Source organism: Pseudophaeobacter sp. (genome assembly GCF_039971195.1).
Classification (GTDB): Bacteria; Pseudomonadota; Alphaproteobacteria; order Rhodobacterales; family Rhodobacteraceae; genus Pseudophaeobacter.
The window spans coordinates 22101-40770 of the sequence record NZ_JBDWPJ010000034.1 but is presented as its reverse complement, the minus strand read 5'-3'; the positions used below and the strand labels follow the sequence as shown (position 1 = coordinate 40770).

General features: G+C 57.4%; 16 protein-coding genes. 9 read left to right on the top strand and 7 right to left on the bottom strand.

Features of this window, described 5'->3' with window-relative positions; genetic code table 11:
- Positions 1–451: 451 nt before the first annotated feature.
- On the bottom strand, positions 452–970 hold the full coding sequence (ssb, locus tag ABJP42_RS02635; RefSeq protein ID WP_348338343.1) for a single-stranded DNA-binding protein: 519 nt from the start codon (positions 968–970) through the stop codon (positions 452–454).
- Between the two features lie 271 nt (positions 971–1241).
- Here ssb and ABJP42_RS02630 point away from each other — a divergent pair, with 271 nt between their 5' ends.
- From ABJP42_RS02630 to ABJP42_RS02620, 3 genes are all read left to right on the top strand, one after another.
- Positions 1242–1835 (top strand): lytic transglycosylase domain-containing protein, encoded by a 594-nt coding sequence (locus ABJP42_RS02630; RefSeq protein WP_348338342.1) that lies wholly within the window; start codon positions 1242–1244, stop codon positions 1833–1835.
- A gap of 223 nt (positions 1836–2058) precedes the next feature.
- Complete coding sequence (locus tag ABJP42_RS02625) at positions 2059–2433, top strand: hypothetical protein (RefSeq protein ID WP_348338341.1); 375 nt, start codon at positions 2059–2061, stop codon at positions 2431–2433.
- Positions 2434–2585: 152 nt separating this feature from the next.
- The gene (locus ABJP42_RS02620; RefSeq protein ID WP_348338340.1) at positions 2586–3743 is read left to right on the top strand and encodes a cytochrome-c peroxidase; all 1158 of its coding nucleotides are present in this window, start codon (positions 2586–2588) and stop codon (positions 3741–3743) included.
- Between the two features lie 57 nt (positions 3744–3800).
- Here ABJP42_RS02620 and ABJP42_RS02615 read toward each other — a convergent pair whose 3' ends face one another.
- From ABJP42_RS02615 to miaA, 6 genes are all read right to left on the bottom strand, one after another.
- The gene (locus ABJP42_RS02615; RefSeq protein ID WP_348338339.1) at positions 3801–5888 is read right to left on the bottom strand and encodes a dipeptide ABC transporter ATP-binding protein; all 2088 of its coding nucleotides are present in this window, start codon (positions 5886–5888) and stop codon (positions 3801–3803) included.
- A gap of 103 nt (positions 5889–5991) precedes the next feature.
- Entirely contained in the window at positions 5992–7434 is a 1443-nt protein-coding gene (locus tag ABJP42_RS02610; RefSeq protein ID WP_348338338.1) for an ABC transporter permease, read from the bottom strand.
- Between the two features lie 15 nt (positions 7435–7449).
- Complete coding sequence (locus tag ABJP42_RS02605) at positions 7450–8502, bottom strand: ABC transporter permease (protein WP_348338337.1); 1053 nt, start codon at positions 8500–8502, stop codon at positions 7450–7452.
- Between the two features lie 123 nt (positions 8503–8625).
- Positions 8626–10293 carry an ABC transporter substrate-binding protein gene (locus ABJP42_RS02600; protein WP_348338336.1) on the bottom strand — a complete coding sequence of 556 codons (1668 nt, stop codon included), beginning with the start codon at positions 10291–10293 and terminating at the stop codon, positions 8626–8628.
- A gap of 378 nt (positions 10294–10671) precedes the next feature.
- Positions 10672–11484 carry a helix-turn-helix transcriptional regulator gene (locus ABJP42_RS02595; RefSeq protein ID WP_348338335.1) on the bottom strand — a complete coding sequence of 271 codons (813 nt, stop codon included), beginning with the start codon at positions 11482–11484 and terminating at the stop codon, positions 10672–10674.
- Between the two features lie 199 nt (positions 11485–11683).
- Positions 11684–12550 (bottom strand): tRNA (adenosine(37)-N6)-dimethylallyltransferase MiaA, encoded by an 867-nt coding sequence (gene miaA / locus ABJP42_RS02590; RefSeq protein ID WP_348338334.1) that lies wholly within the window; start codon positions 12548–12550, stop codon positions 11684–11686.
- Positions 12551–12692: 142 nt separating this feature from the next.
- Between miaA and pyrH the strand changes: the two genes are divergently transcribed.
- The 6 genes from pyrH to rseP all read left to right on the top strand — a co-directional run bounded on the left by pyrH (position 12693) and on the right by rseP (position 18441).
- Entirely contained in the window at positions 12693–13439 is a 747-nt protein-coding gene (pyrH, locus tag ABJP42_RS02585; RefSeq protein ID WP_348338333.1) for a UMP kinase, read from the top strand.
- Positions 13440–13787: 348 nt separating this feature from the next.
- Positions 13788–14351 (top strand): ribosome recycling factor, encoded by a 564-nt coding sequence (gene frr, locus ABJP42_RS02580; protein WP_348338332.1) that lies wholly within the window; start codon positions 13788–13790, stop codon positions 14349–14351.
- An 8-nt stretch (positions 14352–14359) separates the two neighbouring features.
- On the top strand, positions 14360–15118 hold the full coding sequence (uppS, locus tag ABJP42_RS02575; protein ID WP_348338331.1) for an undecaprenyl pyrophosphate synthase: 759 nt from the start codon (positions 14360–14362) through the stop codon (positions 15116–15118).
- Between the two features lie 32 nt (positions 15119–15150).
- Positions 15151–15897 (top strand): phosphatidate cytidylyltransferase, encoded by a 747-nt coding sequence (locus ABJP42_RS02570; RefSeq protein ID WP_348338330.1) that lies wholly within the window; start codon positions 15151–15153, stop codon positions 15895–15897.
- 17 nt (positions 15898–15914) lie between these two features.
- Positions 15915–17087: a 1-deoxy-D-xylulose-5-phosphate reductoisomerase gene (dxr, locus tag ABJP42_RS02565; RefSeq protein WP_348338329.1), complete on the top strand. Its 1173-nt coding sequence runs from the start codon at positions 15915–15917 to the stop codon at positions 17085–17087.
- A 4-nt stretch (positions 17088–17091) separates the two neighbouring features.
- Complete coding sequence (gene rseP, locus ABJP42_RS02560) at positions 17092–18441, top strand: RIP metalloprotease RseP (RefSeq protein ID WP_348338328.1); 1350 nt, start codon at positions 17092–17094, stop codon at positions 18439–18441.
- The last annotated feature ends 229 nt before the right edge of the window (positions 18442–18670 follow it).

The following is an 18670-nucleotide window of genomic DNA, read 5'->3' as shown; positions in this document are numbered from 1 at the left end:
CCTGCTTTTTTGTTGATGTGAGCTAACGGTTTCCAAAGCCGAGATACTGTGTGGGTGGTGGATTCGCATAGAAATCACATCATCCGATTTCCGGACATTCAAACTTTTTTCAGCCTCAGAACTCTTGAGAGTGAAGTGTTCATAGAGCGCCAAGTACGCTCAAAATAGTATTCTGTGAGAGCTTGGAGCGCAGCTTAACAGTGACAAAGAGCGTTGACCAATAGTCTGGCAAATTGTCTTCACCTTCGAGGTAGCTGAACCGTTCGCCACTGATGAGAGTGGAAATGCGCTGTATGAGTACCTGATCCGAAACCAATCAAAAATCTACATAATTGATTGGTTCCGGAATTACGTGGGTTTATCAACCTCAAAATTATACATCTTTGATGAGGTTCTCATTGCCTTACAGATAGCTATCGTTCAAAAATCTACGATTTAGAAGTTACTACCCTCAGAACGGGATTTCGTCGTCGTCGATGTTGTGCGACGGGCCGCTGGAGCCGCCGCCAAAACCGCCACCGCCGCCTTGCTGTGGGCCGCTGTCGTAGCCACCACCACCACCGTAGCTGCCGCCGCTGTCCTGGCCACCGCCAAATCCACCGCCGCCGCTGCCTTCACCGCGGCCGTCCAGCATGGTCAGGGTGGAGCCAAAGCCCTGCAAAACAACTTCGGTAGAATAGCGGTCATTGCCGCTTTGGTCCTGCCATTTGCGGGTCTGCAGTTGGCCTTCGATATAGACCTTGGAACCCTTGCGGAGATATTGCTCAGCAACGCGAACCAGGCCTTCGCTGAAGATTGCAACTGAATGCCATTCGGTGCGCTCGCGGCGCTCACCCGTGTTGCGGTCTTTCCAGTTTTCCGAGGTCGCAATGCGCAGATTGCAGACTTTGCCGCCGTTTTGAAACGACCGCACTTCCGGGTCGCGTCCCAGGTTGCCGATGAGGATGACTTTGTTGACTGAGCCGGCCATGGGGATCCGTCCTTATTCTTTTCTTGGTTGTCTATGTGCGGGGCGCGACGGGGATCAAACGAATCCCATCGCCGGGGTTTCGGGGCACAGTATAGACCTGCGCCCGGCGTGGAAAGCACCCCTCTGGCGGTCCGGGAACTGCGGACTTTCGGCGAAGCCACGCCGATCAACCTTAGCAGGGCAGGGCAGTGAAGCAGATTGCTTCCATTTGATGTCAGTTTGGCTATAGTCGCGAAAAGTTTTCTGCGAGTGTAAGGGGTGGGGGCCAGCAATGCGGTCACTGACATTTGGCATCATTAGCGTGATTTATGGGGGTAGCCTGGGGCTGGCCACCGTTGCAACCGCCGATATGTTCAGCACAAAGAACCGGCGCGATCTGTTTGCCGCCCATACACGGGTTCTGGATACCCGTGCGGCGCAGCAATATGAAGACTCCGCCCGCCTTCAGCCCAATGCGATCCCCAGTGTCACCTCGGTCTCGCCGCGCTACACAGGCAGCTACCGGGGTGAGTATCTGATGATGGCGCGTCAGGCCGCACGAAAACATGGTGTGCCCGAAGATCTGTTCCTGCGCCTGGTCCAGCAAGAGAGCAACTGGGATCCAAATGCGGAATCCCACAAAGGCGCGCTTGGCCTTGCACAGCTGATGCCTGCCACCGCCCGTCGGCTTGGGGTTGATCCTTCAATTCCCAAACAAAACCTCGAAGGGGGCGCGCGCTACCTGTCCAAACAGTTCCGCAAATTTGGCTCCTGGCGCTTGGCGCTGGCGGCCTATAATGCCGGTCCGCAGGCAGTGCGAAAATATGGTGGCATCCCCCCGTACAAAGAGACCCAGAACTACGTGACCAAGATCTGGGGCAGCTGACTTTCCGACTGTCCACCTCGCTTGTCTATCTGTGGAGGGACTGGCTGGGAGTGGCCGTCGTTGCCTGTTGCTTTAGCCTTTGTGGACCCGCAAAAGGCCCGTGCCTAGGAGTCCCCCGTTAAGATATGAGTAATCTTCCCTAATGCCCTGTTAACTTCCTTAACCTGCCATTAATCGGCCTTAATATTTTATGAAATTGCCCTCGATTTCAGGAGGAATTCACGTGACCAGCAGAAGCTTTGATGACCGGCTCGAGCGCATTCAATGGACACCAGGAGCGGTGCCGACACATGAAGTGATTGATAGCGTCCTGGGGGGACGTGGCATGGCACAGGCCCGCAGCGTCGGAGCAACCCTGCTGGGGGCAATTCTGGGCATTCTCATCGGATTTGGCCTCAAGGGTATGATCCTGCCTGGATCCCCCTGGGGGCCGGATACGGGGCTTGCAGGTCTGATTGGCGGCGGCTTGGCAAGTCTTGGCTTGTTGGTGTCCATTGGCATGGCAGTCTTTGCAGCGCTGCGTAGCCGCAAACATCCCTGGCTCATGCAGTTTGCCTCGATGAACCTCCTGATGATCGTGGTCCTGTTGCTGAGCTGACCACAGATCCCTTGTGGCGCTACACCAGCTAAACCACTGTGGGAGTGGGGGGTGATATTCCTGATTTTTTTAATCGGAAATTGCGCTAAGTCAAAGATCACCCTATGGGTTTCGGGGAATTACAGGCATAGCCGTTTTCCCCGGAGCCCTTTATGCACAAGACCAAGCCCCTTTGTTTCACCTCTGCAGCCCTTGCGGCGCTGGCCCTTTCTTGTTCGGATGGCTTTGCGCAACAGGCCCTGTCTCCGATGGAGGCCCTGGGAGAGGCGCTTTTTCACGATGAAAACCTGTCGCTCAACCGCAGCCAATCCTGTGCAAGCTGCCATGATCCCGAAGCCGGATTTAGTGATCCGCGCCGTTCGGCGGAGGGGGCCTTCTCGCTGGGCGATGATGGCAGCTCTTTGGGCAACCGGAACGCGCCAACTGCGTCCTATGCGTCCTTTATCCCAGCCTTCCATCAGGCGGAGGATGGCGACTGGGTTGGTGGGCTGTTCTGGGATGGGCGTGCTGCGGATTTGGCGGAACAGGCCGGAGGTCCACCGCTGAACCCCATTGAAATGGGGCTACCAAACAAAGCCATGCTGGTTCAGCGGCTGCAGGAGGATCCCAGTTATGTACAGCGCTTTGATGCTCTGTTTGCTGCAGGCGTTCTGGAGGAGGCGGAGCACGGGTTCACCGCCATGACCCAGGCCATTGCCGCCTTTGAACGCAGCGCTGTTTTTGCGCCCTTTGACAGCAAATATGACCGTTACCTGGCCGGCAAGGAAGAGTTCACCAAAGAAGAGGAGCTGGGCCGCACCCTGTTCTTCTCAGAGCAGTTTACCAATTGTAATCAATGCCATCAGCTGCGCAGCAGCCCGATGGGCGCGCAAGAGACTTTTAGCGACTACAGCTTCCATAACATCGGCGTTCCCCGCAATCCGGCAGTGGTGCAAGAGGCTGGCATGGCGGCGGATTTTGTCGATGACGGGCTTTTGGCAAACCCCAAGGTCAACGATCCGGCGCAGCGCGGCAAATTCCGCACGCCGACCCTGCGCAATGTAGCAGTGACCAGTCCCTATATGCACAATGGCGTGTTCCAGAACCTGCGCACAGTTGTGTTGTTTTACAACCAATTCAACAGCAAGGCCGAGGCCGCCAGGATTAACCCCGAAACGCAAGAGATCTGGGGCGCGCCACCGGTGCCGGGCACGCTATCGGTCAAGGAGCTAACCCATGGCCCAGCCCTGGATGACCGCCGGATGGATGCGTTGGTCGCCTTCCTCAGAACCCTGACCGATCAACGCCACGAGCACATGCTGGATGATTGATCCAACTGCCGTTTAGCCTCGAGCCTACTTGGGTGTTCCAACCAGGCTGAGCCGCCGCTATTCAGCGGCGATCTTTATCACGGGCGACATGCGCTGCAGAACCTCATCGCTGAGATGGCATTTGATCTGATGCGCCGCCTCCAATTTCCGCGTCGGCGGCACCTCGGTCTCACACAGCCCGCCGGGGACTTCGCCTTTCCAGCGACAACGGGTCTGGAACGGGCAGCCAGGAGGCGGATCCATGGCTGAGGGGATATCCCCTTCCAGCACGATATGTTCCTTCTCCACCGAGGTGTCGGCAATCGGCACCGCGCTCAGCAGGGCTTCGGTATAGGGGTGATAGGGCGGCGCAAAGACCTGATCGGTATCGCCCAGTTCCACCACATGGCCCAGGTACATCACCATCACCCGATCGCTAAGGTAACGCACAATCGATAGATCATGGCTGATGAACAAAAGCGTGGTCTTTTCCTTGCGCTGGATTTCCATCAGCAGATCAGTCACCGCCGCTTGAACCGATACATCCAATGCCGAGACCGGCTCATCCGCCACCACGATCCGGGCCCCGCCCGAAAAGGCGCGGGCAATGCCAACCCGTTGTTTTTGTCCACCCGAGAGCTGCCGTGGCATCCGATCCGCAAAGGCGCGGGGCAGTTTGACCAGATCCAGCAGCTCCAGCATGCGCTCCCGGCGTTCACGATCACTGTTGCCCACGTCAAAGATCTCCAGCGCCCGAATGATCTGGCGTCCTACGGTCATCGAGGGATTGAGCGTATCAAAGGGATTCTGAAACACCATCTGCACATCGGAGACGGTTTTGGTGTTGCGTTCCTCAATAGGGATCTGCTCGATGTTTGCCCCATCCAACAGGATCTCCCCTTCGGTGGCGGTTTCCAATCCCATCAGAACCTTGGCAAAGGTGGATTTGCCACAGCCAGACTCGCCCACAATGGCCAGGGTTTCAGACTCGCGCGCCTCAAAACTCAAGGTTTCATTGGCTTTGACAACCTTGGTTGCGCCGCCCCCAAAGAGGGCATTGGCGGCCACCTCATAGTATTTCTTGAGGTTCTCCATCTTGAGCACAACTTCGCCCGGCTCGGTCTTTTCCTTCTGCGCACCCAGCGTGACCGGCGCGTTCCAATCGATCTCCTTGGGTCGCAAACAGCGGGTGGCATGGCGGTCATTTCCTGCCACATCCACCATTTCGATCTCACTGATGTCGCAGCGCCCGGCCTCAAAATAATCGCAGCGCGGTCCAAAGTTACAGCCCTTGGGACGTTCGTGCGGCAGCGGGAAGTTGCCAGGGATCGCCACCAGCGGCTGGGCATTTTTGTCGGCACTGGGCAAAGGGATCGAGCGGAACAAGGCCTGCGTATAGGGGTGCTGCATCTCATCAAACACCTCGGCAATCGATCCCCGTTCAACCGCCTCGCCGGAATACATCACACAAAGCCGATCACAGGTCTCAAGGATGAGCCCCAGGTTATGGCTGATGAAGAGCATCGAGGTGCCGTATTTCTTGCCCAGATCCTTGACCAGTTCGACCACGGCCGCCTCTACCGTCACATCCAGCGCCGTTGTCGGCTCATCCAGGATCAGCAGGGCGGGTTTGGACATCAGTGCCATGGCGATGACAATCCGCTGCTGCTGGCCGCCAGAGAGTTGGTGCGGATAAGAATTTAACATTCGCTCCGGATCGGGGAGCCGCACATCGGTGACCACTTCCAGCGCGCGCTTATAAGCCTCTTTCTCGCTGACCCCTTCGTGGATCATCGGCACTTCCATCAACTGACGCCCGATTTTCATCGCAGGGTTCAGGCTGGCCATAGGCTCCTGGTAGATCATGGCGATCTCGTTGCCGCGCACATCGCGGAGTTCTTCTGCTGACATCTCAGCCAGATCGCGCCCCTTGAACTTGATCGATCCGCCAACAACACGGCCGTTTTTGCCCAGGTCCTGCATCACCCCAAGCGCCACGGTGGACTTTCCACAGCCAGACTCGCCAACCAGTCCGACGGCTTCGCCCGGCTGTACAGAGACCGAAAAATCCATCACTGCCGGGATTTCCCTGAGCCGGGTGAAAAAGGAAATCGATAACTTGTCAATTTCCAGAATAGGTCCGTCATAATCCGCTAGTTTGCTCATCTTCCTGTCTCCCTGTTGAGGCGTCAAAAGGTACTGGGACCTTTCATTTGGCCTCAAATATCCCGGGGGTCCGGGGGCTGGCCCCCGCACCCTCCAGTTCGGATTAATCTTTCAAGCTCTCTTCGCGCAGCCCATCGGCCAGCAGGTTCAACCCCAATACCAGGCTCAACAAGGCAATGGCCGGGGGCAGGGCAGGGTGCAGATAGATCGACAAGAGTTTGCGCCCTTCATTAATGGTGGAGCCCCAATCCGGGCTTTCCGGGGGCAGGCCAAGGCCAAAGAAACCCAGGGTCCCCAAAAGGATGGTAGTATAACCAATGCGCAGGCAGAAATCGACGATCAGCGGTCCGCGGGCATTGGGCAGCACCTCCCAGAGCATGATATACCAGGGCCGTTCACCGCGGGTCTGAGCTGCGGCCACGTAGTCTCGGGTTTTGATATCCATCGCCAGCCCCCGCACGATCCGAAACACCGTGGGGGAGTTCACAAAGACCACCGAGACAAAAACCACCAGAATGCCGCCTGGAATATCGATCACGTCCAGAGCCGCAGGCAGGATATCCAGCATGGATCCGGGGTCGCTTACCACCAGCAGATAAAGGATCAACATCGGCACCAGGACCGCCCCAAGCCAGAGATAGTTTTTTTCCGGCTGGGTGCGAAACCGGGCATTGATCAAAACTGCAAAGAACACCAGCGGGAAGGCAAAGAGCACCGCCGCCATATATTGCGGTAGTCCGGTGGCGACGATTTCTGGGGTAACCAGCAGATAGAACAGCAAGATCACCGGGAAGGCCAGGATCAGGTTGGCGAGGAAGGACAACAAGGTATCCAGCCGTCCGCCAAAATAGCCCGCAGGCAGCCCAAGAGTGATACCGGCCATGAAGGCAAACAGCGTGGCAAGCGGCGCAATGCGCACCACTTCCCAGGCGCCTTTGACCATGCGGCTAAAGACGTCGCGGGCCAGGTTGTCGCCGCCCAATAGGTACCACTGAAACTCGCCGTCTTCGGGGTTGCGCAATGGGGTTCCGGGGACCTTGTTCTTCAGACCGGAAAGCTGCGCCAGGGGGTCATGGGTGATGATCATGTCAAAAGCCCCAAAGACCCCGGTAAAAACCCAGAACATCACCAAGGCAAAACCGATCATGCCAATCGGGCTGTCAAAGAGTTTTCCATACAGACCGAGGTCTCGCTTGAAACCGATGGACAGCGCAAACAGCAACACAAGGACAATCCAGACCGGCAAGAACCGCTGCGCCAGGGCCCCGAAAATACCCGCATTGGTACCCAGCGCGAGGCCGAGCAACAGATAGGCCAAGACCACAACAGCTGTGCCGATAAAGGATATTTTCACCGCCTGGGCGGCAAAATCGCGCGGGCTGGAGCTGAGGCGCAGGCTGTCGCCATTGTTTTGAATGGCCCGGTTTTCCGGCACCAGAATGCTGATTAGCATCCAGACCAATATGGAGAGGGCCAAAAGCCCTAGGGCGAGCAGGAGAAAAGGCGTGAGGAAGGCAATCTGGCCGGTCCAGCTGAGGGGATCCATGTCTGTCTCCTTCCGTTATGAGATGCGAATGCGGGGGTTGAGAAAGACGTAGCCGATATCCGAGATCAGCTGGGTCAAGAGCACGACAAAGACCGAGACCACCGAAATGGCCAGCAGTAGCTCAATATCGTTATTGCCGGCGGCCTGCACCAGAATCCAGCCAAAGCCTTTGTAATTAAACAGGGTTTCGACAATGACGACGCCATTGAGCAACCAGGGGAACTGCAACATGATCACTGTGAAGGGCGCGATCAGCGCATTGCGCAGCGCGTGTTTCAGCACGATCTTGGGGAAGCTGACGCCTTTGAGCCGGGCAGTGCGAATATACTGCGCTGTCATCACCTCGGTCATCGAGGCGCGGGTCATCCGGGCGATATACCCCATGCCATAAAGCGCAATGGTCAAAACCGGCAGAAAGAAATTCTCAAAGGTCGGGTTCTCGGTGGCGGCGGTGGCAGAGCCTTTGAACCACTTCAACCCAACGGTGGAAGAGGTGAAAATGGCGATAAAAACCACGCCAGAGACATATTCAGGCGTGGCGGTAGACAGGATCGAAACGGTAGAAAGACTCCGGTCGGTCACGGACCCTTCGCGCATGCCCGCGAGCACGCCGATTATCAACGCCGAGGGCACCATCAACAGCAAAACCCAGCCCATCAACCGCAGCGTATAGCCAAGGCGTTGCCAGACAACACTGGCAACATCCTTTTGCAAAACCGTGGAATGGCCCCAGTCGCCTTGCAAAATGCCGCAAAAACTTGAGGCCTCGGCGGCTTCCGATGGGCTGACAGTGCCGTTGATGCAGCGGCCGGTTGTTCCGTCTTCACCCTCCAGTGTCCACCCCGGCAGCACTCCGAGCCATTGGCCGTATTTGACCGCCATGGGCTGGCTGTATCCGTTTTTGGCAAGCCAGCTGGAGACGGCTTCATCGGTCATCCGAAAATTGCCCTGAGTCTTGGCGAGCTTTTCCAGGTTTGGATACAAATTGGTTAGCGTGAAAACGATGAACGTCAGGCATAGCGCCGTCAGGATCATCACGCCCGTTCGGCGTAGAATGAACAATCCCATAGGGTTCCCTGTCAGTCTGGCGTCAAAACCAGCGCTGCCATCGCGGCGCGCCGTTGTTGTTTTTGGCTGCCCTGAGCCGCAGGTGAGGCCTGCGGCTCAGGGTAAGGGATTTGTTGGTAAGCCTTAGGCCGACCAACCCCATTTGTAATGGTGATGTTCAAAGGTCACGTGCATATCCGCATTGGCAACGCCTTCGCGCATATGACGATAGAGCGACCGCCAGTAGGGCTGGATGGTGACACCCTCTTCCTGAATGATCATCTCCATCTTTTTCATCACTTCGCGACGCTTGTCCGCATCGGCAATGGCCAGGGCCTCAGTCAGCAGGGCGTCAAACTCGTCATTGGCCCAGCCAAATTCGTTCCAGGCTTCACCGGAACGATAGGCCAGCGCATGCACCTGAACCCCTAAGGGGCGTGGGTTCCAGTTGGTGGAGCTGAAGGGGTATTTTGCCCAATCATTCCAGAAGGTGCTGCCGGGCAGAACCGTCCGCTTTACCTTGAACCCGGCATCGCGCAGCTGGGCTGCAACTGCGTCGGTGGTGTTTTTGCGCCAGTCATCGTCAATCGACATGATCTCATGTTCAAAATCCATCATGCCTGCTTCTTCCATCAGGGCTCGCGCGGCTTCCGGGTCGTATTTCTGCGGTGGTAGTTCGGCGTATTCTGGATGGATGGGGCCAACATGGTGGTTCTCGGCCGCCTGTCCCCGGTTGCCATAGCCAAGCTCGAGGCAGACAGAATTGTCGACGGCCATCTGAATCGCCTGACGCACGCGTTTGTCCGCATAGGGCATTTTGCCGTCAACTTCAGCCAGTTGATTGGGACGCACAACGACGGTCGCCATGGTGACAACCTCGGACTTAGTATAGCCCAGCCCGTCCATCACATCGATGAACTCACCAACGGATTCATAGAGCATATCGACTTCATCGGATTCCAGCGCCGCCAACCACGAGGAAGGATCAGTGCCAAAATCGATATACTCGATCCGGTCCAGCGCGGGCGTGCCATAGACTGCATCGCCCCACCATGTGTGATCGGCATTGCGCTCCAGCACGGCTTTGACGCCCACTTCCAAGGTGGAGAGCAGATAGGGGCCAGTGCCTACATTTTTTGTGAAATCACCGGTTTGGAAGCTGGAGTGCATGATCGCAGCGGGGTAATCCGCCATGCCGGCAATCAGCGAGATATCCGGACCAGGCAAGGAGAGGCGCACCGTGTGGTCATCCACAACTTCGATGGCGCCCTCGACCGCGACATTGGTCTCGGCGTCGATCAGCGTAGCAAAGCGACCCGCCATGGAGTTGCCTTCGAGGCCCTTGTCGCACCAGCCGGTAATGTTGCGGGCAACATCTTCGGCGGTGAAGGCGTCGCCATTGTTCCAGGTCGCGCCTTTGCGGACATTCAGCGTGTAAACGGTGGCGTCCGCATTGACTTCCCAGCTCTCGAGCAACATGCCGCGGATGGAGCCATCGTTGTTGTATTCAACAAGGTATTCGTTTGTACCGCGGGTCTGGTTGGCCATTTGCGACCAGTCATAGGTGCGCGGATCCTTCAGCGGGCGTACTTCCATTTGCACCCGTAGGGTGCCGCCGGATTTCATGTCGGTCGCCGCCTGTGCAGCTGGGGCTGTCAGGCCAAGCAGGCCATAGGCAGCAGCAGCGCTGACGCCCAGCCCGGTGGCGCGAGCCAGGAACTCGCGGCGATCCAGCTTGCCTTCGAGCACTTCGCTGGCGTGCATTTTTGCGGCCCAGTGGATCTGATCTGATGTGGTGGAATCTTTGGTCATTTGGGTCTCCCTTTGGTGTACCGCTGGGGCGTGTTGCCCCATTTGGACATTGCCAATATGTTCCCGGTTCTTGCGCCAGAAACGATGCGGTTTTGGCTTGGTGCCTTTTGGTCCCCTCCATTCGGCCCTAGTTCCGGGAGGAGGTCAATGCACAGAATCGGCCATACGGGGTTGAAAAGCGACATTTTTGGTGTCGGCTTTGTCACAAAGCCCATAGGCGAGCGACGGGGTGTTCCCGGACTGGGCACTTGTGCCCAGTTCTGCCCGGATCCCATTTAACTCCAAAGGCGATGGGAATTGCTGAGTCGTGAGGCAGTGGCGCTCATCTTGCTACGGCCGGATCTGGCTGCAGCAGGCTTCTTTTTTGTGGGCGAGGGGTCAGGCCGCTGTGCGGGAGGATTTTCGCAATGTGCTTGGGGTTTGGCCGGTGTGCTGGGTGATGAACCTGGTGAAATAGGCGGCGCTGCCAAAGCCGATACTGTCTGCGATGTCGCGCATGCTCATCGTTGAATAGACCAAAAGACTACGCGCGGCATGGAGCTGGCGTTCGGTCAGCAGGGCGGCTGCGGTTTTGCCGGTTTCCGATTTGCACACCCGCGTCAGATGGGTTGGCGTCACATTCAATGCAGCGGCGTGATCTGCCATGGTGGCGCGGGTGTCATAATACTGGCTGACCCTCTCGCAATAGGCCAGCGACAGCCGCCGCGCGGCTGTTGGCCGTTTTGGCGGCAGCGGTCCCGAGGGCGGCAGGCGGCGCAGTTGAATGCTGATCAACTCACTGTAGGACTGCAAGGCCCGACGCCAAAGCGCTGGATGGCCCATTTGCTCTTGCATCATCGCTTCCAGTAGGGCGTTCAATTGCGCTTGTTCGCGCGCTTCGGAGATCTTCAGGTGCAGAGGTTTGTCCGGTGTGGCAACCGGGGCAGAGACCGGAATACGCAGGGCCTGGCCGATACATTGGCGGCCAAATTCCACCGACCAAAGCGACCGCGCCGGGAAAAACATGGCGTTATGGGTACTAAAGCCGCGTTGTTTGCCCTCCATCATCATCCGTCCCTGACCACGGGTTACCCAGATCAGCAGATGCTCTGCGCGATCATGGGCCAATTCCGTTTGCCACACACCATCTGTCGCCAGCCTGGATAGCGGCACAATTTGGATTTCTTCGGTTGGGTTCGGGTCAAAGGGCATGGAATAGTGAGAACTTTTTTCTAGTTTTACTTTGAGACCAAAGGCGCATGAATCTTTGATTCGGGCAAGTTCCACTGTAGCGTGTATTGGGTTTTTGAAATCTACCTAATTCGGGGTGTGCTGGGAAATCCCATGGAATCCTTCATGTAACTATCTGACTTTAGGGTGTTCTATATGAGTTTTTCTACAGGGACCTCTGTCAGAGGTGACCACCGTCGAGCCAGTGCCATTGCTTCATTCTTGAGCGAAACCAACTGCGTTGTCGTTTTGCATAGCGGCGTGTGGAGATAGAGGCCTGCTCGCGCGCCTCGTCCAGCGACAGCGCACCGTCGGTATAACCCTTGAGTTCCGGCACCCCAATTGCCTTGCAGGAGGGGAGGTTCGGGTCATAGCGGCTCTGCATGGCTTCGACTTCCTCTAGGGCGCCCTGCTGCAGCATCAAATCAAACCTTTGACGGATCCTTGGCTCCAGCCAGTCCTTGGGGCTTTGCATTACCAGGGGGGTGCAGGCATGCAGTGGCAGAACCGGCGCGGGGGTGTCATCCTGCCAATTGGCCAGTGAACGCCCTGTTGCTTGCAAAACCTCCCAGGCGCGCTGCACGCGGGCCCGGTTCTGCAGATCAATCCGCGTGGCGGTCTCACTGTCCAATTCCGCCAAGAGGCTGGCCAACGTCAGGGCGTCCCCCTGCAAGCGAATCTCTGCCGGAGTGGGGGGGATTTCCGCAAGCCCCTCGGTAAGGGTGGAGAAGTAGAGCCCGGTTCCGCCAACAATTATCAGCCTCTCGGGGCCTGCCAGTAGGGATTTGACCTCGCGCAGCCAATGGCCTGCGGAATATTGCTCATCAAATCGGACATGACCATAAAGGCGGTGCGGCAGCTGTTGCTCATCCTCTAGCGAAGGGCGGGCGGTCACCACACGCCAACAGTCATAGATCTGACTGGCATCGGCATTGACGATCACACGCCCTTGTTTTTCCGCGATTTCCATCGCCAAAGAGGATTTCCCCGAGGCCGTAGGACCGGCCAGCAAAACGGGTTTGTCCGGGTCAATGTCGGGCAACAGCATATGAGATCCGTTCGCGGGTTTGAGGGTTTGTGCCAAAAGCAAATGAGAAACAGCTGCGAAAGCGGTCAGCCTGCATTGAATCCCGTTCCATTTTGCTCCATTTTGCCGCGCAAACTAACCCCCTCATCTGCCGGAGCGCAACATGCCCCTTGATCTTGAAACGCTGGAGACTGTTCCAGACGCTACCTATAACCGTGTCATGCTAAAAATTTCAGGTGAGGCTTTGATGGGGGATCAGGGCTTTGGCCTCAATCCGCCCACCGTTCAGCGCATCGCCCGCGAAGTCAAAACCGTGCATGACATGGGTGTTGAGATCTGCATGGTGATTGGTGGCGGCAATATCTTCCGTGGCCTGTCCGGGGCCGCCCAGGGAATGGAACGCACCACTGCCGATTATATGGGCATGCTGGCGACCGTGATGAACGCTCTGGCGATGCAGAGCGCGCTTGAAGATCTCGGCGTGTTCTGCCGGGTGATCTCGGCGATTCCCATGGATCAGGTCTGCGAGCCCTACATCCGCCGCCGTGCGGTACGCCACCTGGAGAAAAAGCGGGTCTGCATCTTTGCCGCTGGCACGGGTAACCCCTATTTCACTACAGATACCGCCGCGACCCTGCGAGCCAATGAAATGGGCTGTGAAGTGATCTTCAAGGGCACCAAGGTTGATGGTGTCTACGACAAGGACCCGGAAAAACACGCCGATGCCAAACGCTATGACAATGTCAGCTTTGACGATGTTCTGGCCAAACGTCTTGGGGTGATGGATGCCTCGGCCATTGCGCTGGCACGCGATAACAACCTTCCGATCATCGTATTCTCACTGGATGAACCCGGTGGGTTCCGCGGAATTCTGGCTGGTAAAGGCACCTATACCAAGGTCGAAGGCTGAAATGCGCGACCTGGTCCGTGCTGACAGCGCGCAATTGCTTTCCCAACTGTCACACCGCTGTCACTTGAGTGGATTAACCTAACCTCAGCACCCTTTACAGGACGTAAAAGCCGGGAGAATTGCTCTATTTCGGTGGTGCCCAGGTCCCCCCTGGACCCCAAAATTCTGCGCGTGATGGTTCTGGCCGTCGCGCGCAATTTTGTCTGTGACCGCTTTGCATAAACGGCGCGCCGGGGGTACCTAGGTCGGCAAAGCTGCTCTGAAATCCATGTCATGATCGCTATACATTGGTGGACCAATGGCTTATGAGCAGAACAAAGACTGCCTCAAGTCAGGGGAGAGAGTAGTATGTCTGACGATTTTGAACTGGATACCGACGATCTGAAGCGCCGCATGGATGGCGCGATGGCGAATCTAAAAACCGAATTTGCGTCTTTGCGCACCGGCCGGGCCTCTGGCTCGATGCTGGAACCGGTGATGGTCGAGGCCTATGGCTCGATGACGCCGATCAACCAGGTTGGCACAGTGAATGTGCCAGAGCCGCGCATGGTTACCATCAATGTATGGGATAAGGCCTTGGTAGGACCGGTTGAAAAGGCCATCCGCAATTCCGGCCTTGGCATCAACCCTCAGCTCAATGGCACCATTATCATGTTGCCGATCCCTGAGCTGAACGAAGAGCGCCGCCGCGAGCTGGGCAAGGTTGCCGGGCAATATGCGGAACATGGCCGCGTCTCGATCCGCAATGTGCGCCGCGATGGCATGGACCAGATCAAAAAGGCCAAGGCCGATGGCATGTCCGAAGATGACCAGAAATTCTGGGAATCCGAGGTGCAGGATCTGACCGATGCGATGATCAAGGCTGTTGATGATGCGCTTGAGAACAAGCAGGCAGAAATCATGCAGGTCTGACCCGCTTTATGCCCAGTGATACCGATACATGTTATGAAAAGGACGCGTCAGAGGGGCAGGCGCAGGCAGGTCCCCGCCATGTTGCCATCATTATGGATGGCAATGGTCGCTGGGCACAGGCGCGGGGGCGACCCCGCCTGTTTGGCCATCATGCCGGCGCCCAAAGGGTGCGGGAAGTGGTTGAATCCTGTCCTGAATTTGGGGTCAAATATCTCACAATATTTGCTTTTTCCACGGAAAACTGGAAGCGGACTCAAGTCGAAGTCTCTGGCCTGATGAGCCTGTTTCGGCGCTACATCTCCAAAGAGATGAAGGCCCTGGCGGCTCAGAATGTGCGGGTCCGATTTATTGGCGACCGACTGCGGCTGGATGCCAAGCTTGTGCAGCTGATGGATGAGCTGGAGCATGAGACCGAACAAAATGATGGCACCCATCTAACCATTGCGTTGAACTATGGTGGGCGGGACGAAGTGGCCCGCGCCACCAAACGTCTGGCGCAGGATGTGGCGGAGGGCCGGTTGCGTCCTGAGGATGTGGATGAAGAAACTCTGCCGCGCTATTTGGATACCCATGTGCTTCCGGATCCGGATTTGGTGATCCGCACCAGCGGGGAGGCGCGGATTTCAAACTTCTTGCTCTGGCAGTCAGCCTATGCGGAATATGAATTCATCGATACGCTTTGGCCTGATTTTACCGCCGAAGAACTGGGGCGCCTGTGTCGCAAGTTTGGCAGCCGAGATCGCCGGTTTGGAGCGGTAAAGACATGACCCAGGGGCAAACAGGACGTTGGGGCGATCTTATGCCTCGGTTGATTAGCGCCCTAGTTATGGCGGCGGTGGGCATCCTAGCGATCTGGCTCGGCGGTGTTGCGTTCAACCTTGTCATTGCCCTGTGCTGTGGTGGTATGGCTTGGGAACTTGCCCAGATGCTGGCGCCGCGCCGCTATGGAACTGCGGTGCAGCTTGGCGTAGTGACCTGTTTGGTGGTTCTGGTGGCGGGGTTCCTGCCCATGGGGCTGGGTTTGGCGCTGCTTGTGCTGCCGGTGGTTCTGGGCTGGGTGCTGGTTGCTGAACAAGCCAGGAACCGGTTTGCGCTCTTTGCCCTGTGGATCGTGCTTGCGGGCTACAGTTTTATCTGGATGCGCAATGGGCTGGGTGCCAGCTGGTTGCTGTGGCTGATCGTGGTGGTGATTGCCACCGATGTTGCGGGCTATTTTGCTGGCAAAACCTTTGGCGGTCCCAAGTTCTGGCCCCGCATCAGCCCAAAGAAAACCTGGTCAGGTACCTCCGCTGGTTGGGTAGCTGCCGCCCTCATTGGAGCGGGTTTTGCGCTTTACATGAATATGGGGCTGGGCTTGGTGCTGGCTTCCGTTGCCGTTTCCATGGCGAGCCAGGCCGGCGATATCGCCGAAAGCGCGCTGAAACGCCAGACAGGCGTCAAGGATTCCAGCGCTTTGATTCCTGGTCACGGTGGCTTGCTCGACCGCTTTGACGGCATGTTGGGTGCTGCCGCCATGTTCCTGTTTCTCTACACCTTTCTGGGCTAGCCTGAGAGGGGACTACCATGCGGAAAATCTCTATTCTTGGCGCCACTGGCTCCATTGGTCAAAGCACGATCGATCTGATCGCCCGTGCGCCCGATGCCTATGATGTTGTGGCCTTGACCGGTGGACGCAATATCGCGCAATTGGCGACGGATGCGATTGCCTTGCAGGCTGATCTTGCGGTGACGGCCTTTGAGGATGAATTGCCCGCCCTGCGGCAAGCCCTTGGTGGCAGTTCTGTCGAAGCTGCGGCAGGGCAGAAGGCCCTGATCGAGGCTGCTACCCGGCCTGCGGATTGGGTGATGTCATCCATTGTTGGCGTTGCGGGCCTCGCGCCGGGGCTCAAAGCGCTGGAGCAGGGGGCCTGCCTGGCCCTTGCCAACAAGGAATCGCTGGTCTGCGCTGGCAAGCTGTTGTTGCAGACGGCGAAAACCCACAATGCGCGGCTGCTGCCGGTCGATAGCGAACATTCTGCGGTGTTTCAGGCACTGGTCGGCGAAGAGATCTCGGCGGTGGAGCGGATCATCATCACGGCCTCTGGCGGGGCCTTTCGCGACTGGCCGGTTGAGGATCTCAAAGGAGCGAGTCTGGCGCAGGCCTCGTCACATCCCAATTGGGACATGGGGCAAAGGATCACCATCGACAGTGCTTCGATGTTCAACAAGGCTTTGGAAGTGATTGAGACCCGAGAGTATTTTGGTGTTGACCCAAGCCAGATCGAAGTTTTGGTGCATCCTGAATCCCTGGTTCACGCGCTCGTGGGGTTTCGGGATGGCGGTTTGATGGCCCATCTGGGCGCACCGGATATGCGCCATGCCATTGGCTATGCGCTACACTGGCCCGAACGGCGCGACCTACCAGTAGAACGACTGGACCTGGCCGCCATCGGCCAGTTGAATTTCCGCAAGCCTGATCTGCTCCGCTATCCGGCGCTGGAGCAGGCGCAACAGGTGATGCAGCGCGGCGGCTTGATGGGGGCGGTCTTTAACGCCGCCAAGGAGCGCGCGCTTGATCATTTTATTGCCGGGCGCATCCGGTTTACCGATATGGCCGAGATCACAGCCCGGGTTCTGGATCAGATAGAGTCGCAAAGCGGCCTTATTGATTCCGCAATGACCCTTGATAACGTCACCCAGATTGACCACATGGCGCGCAGGGCTGCCGATGCGGTCACGGCTCACAATATAGGGTAAAGTTTTGGACCTACTCTCAGTTCTCCCGCAGCTTGGCGGTTTTGTTTACACCATCGCCAGTTTTGTCGTGGCCCTTTCCATCATTGTGGCCGTGCATGAATATGGCCACTATATTGTCGGACGCTGGTCCGGCATCCATGCCGAGGTGTTCTCACTTGGCTTCGGGCCGGTGCTATGGAGCCGCTATGACAAGCGTGGCACCAAATGGCAGATCGCTGCGCTTCCCTTTGGGGGCTATGTGAAATTCCTGGGCGACGCCGATGCCGCCTCGGGCAAGGACAGCGCCGTAGTCGAGGCCGCAGCAGCGGATCCAGTACAGCTGCGCCGCACCATGCATGGGGCGCCCCTGTGGGCGCGGACCGCAACCGTGGCGGCGGGGCCTGTGTTCAACTTCATTATGTCGATTGCTGTCTTTACCGCCCTGGCGCTTTCTATGGGTGCGGTGCGCGATCCCCTGACAGTTGGGGCCGTTGTGCCGGTTCCTGGCGTTGAGAGCCAGCTGCGCCCAGGTGATGAGTTGATTGAGGTTGCTGGGGTTCCCCTGCCTGGTCTCGGCGATAACTCTGGCTGGGTCGCGTTCAACGCAGCCCTGCCGTTCTCTCCAACTCTGGAATACCTTGTACGGCGCGATGGCGCTGAGGTGACCCTCACCGATACCTACTTCTCGCCTGCCTATATCGATACGGTAATGCCGCGCAGTGCCGCTGCGGACGCAGGCCTGCAAAGCGGGGATTTCATTTCGCGCCTCAACGGAGAGCCGGTTTTTGCCTTCAAACAATTGGTCGATCATGTTGCAGCAACCGAAGGCGCACCGCTGTCCTTGGAAGTAACACGAGGCAGCGAGTCCTTTGATGTGTCCCTGTCACCACGCCGTGTGGATCTACCCCAGGGAGACGGCAGTTTTGCCAGCCGCTGGCTGATTGGCATCACCGGGGGCAAATTGGTCGACTATGCAACCGAATCTATGGGGCTGGGTGAAGCACTGACGACCGGGACAGGTCAGGTCTGGGGGGTTATAAGCTCTTCGATTTCCGGCCTTGGCCATATGATCACCGGCGCTATCAGCACCTGTAATCTTTCAGGCCCCATTGGCATTGCCAAAGCCTCTGGCGATACTGCCAGCCAGGGCGCGCTCAGCTTCATCAGCTTTATTGCGGTTTTGTCGACGGCTGTGGGCTTGCTCAACCTGTTTCCCATCCCGGCGCTGGATGGCGGCCATCTGGTGTTCTACGCCTATGAGGCCGTGGTTGGGCGCCCGCCCAATGATCGCGCGGTGCAGATCCTGATGAGCATCGGTATCGCCATGATTCTGTCGCTGATGGTCTTTGCCTTGGGCAACGATATTTTCTGCTAGTCGGAACGGCGACGGTCCCCCGAAGGCCATTTGGGTCACGCGGGGTCACAGCCTCTAATAAAGTGAGTTTGGCGCCAGCTTCTGCTTCGCCAAACTCGTGCCACATTCTCGCGTTAGTGTTTTGGTAATCTGCATTATCGAGCGGGGAGGGGGATAACCATTTGTGATGGTTCCTCCTCTTTGCTCTCAGCACCTGGGAGTGAACAGTCATGCAAGGCCATATGCTACT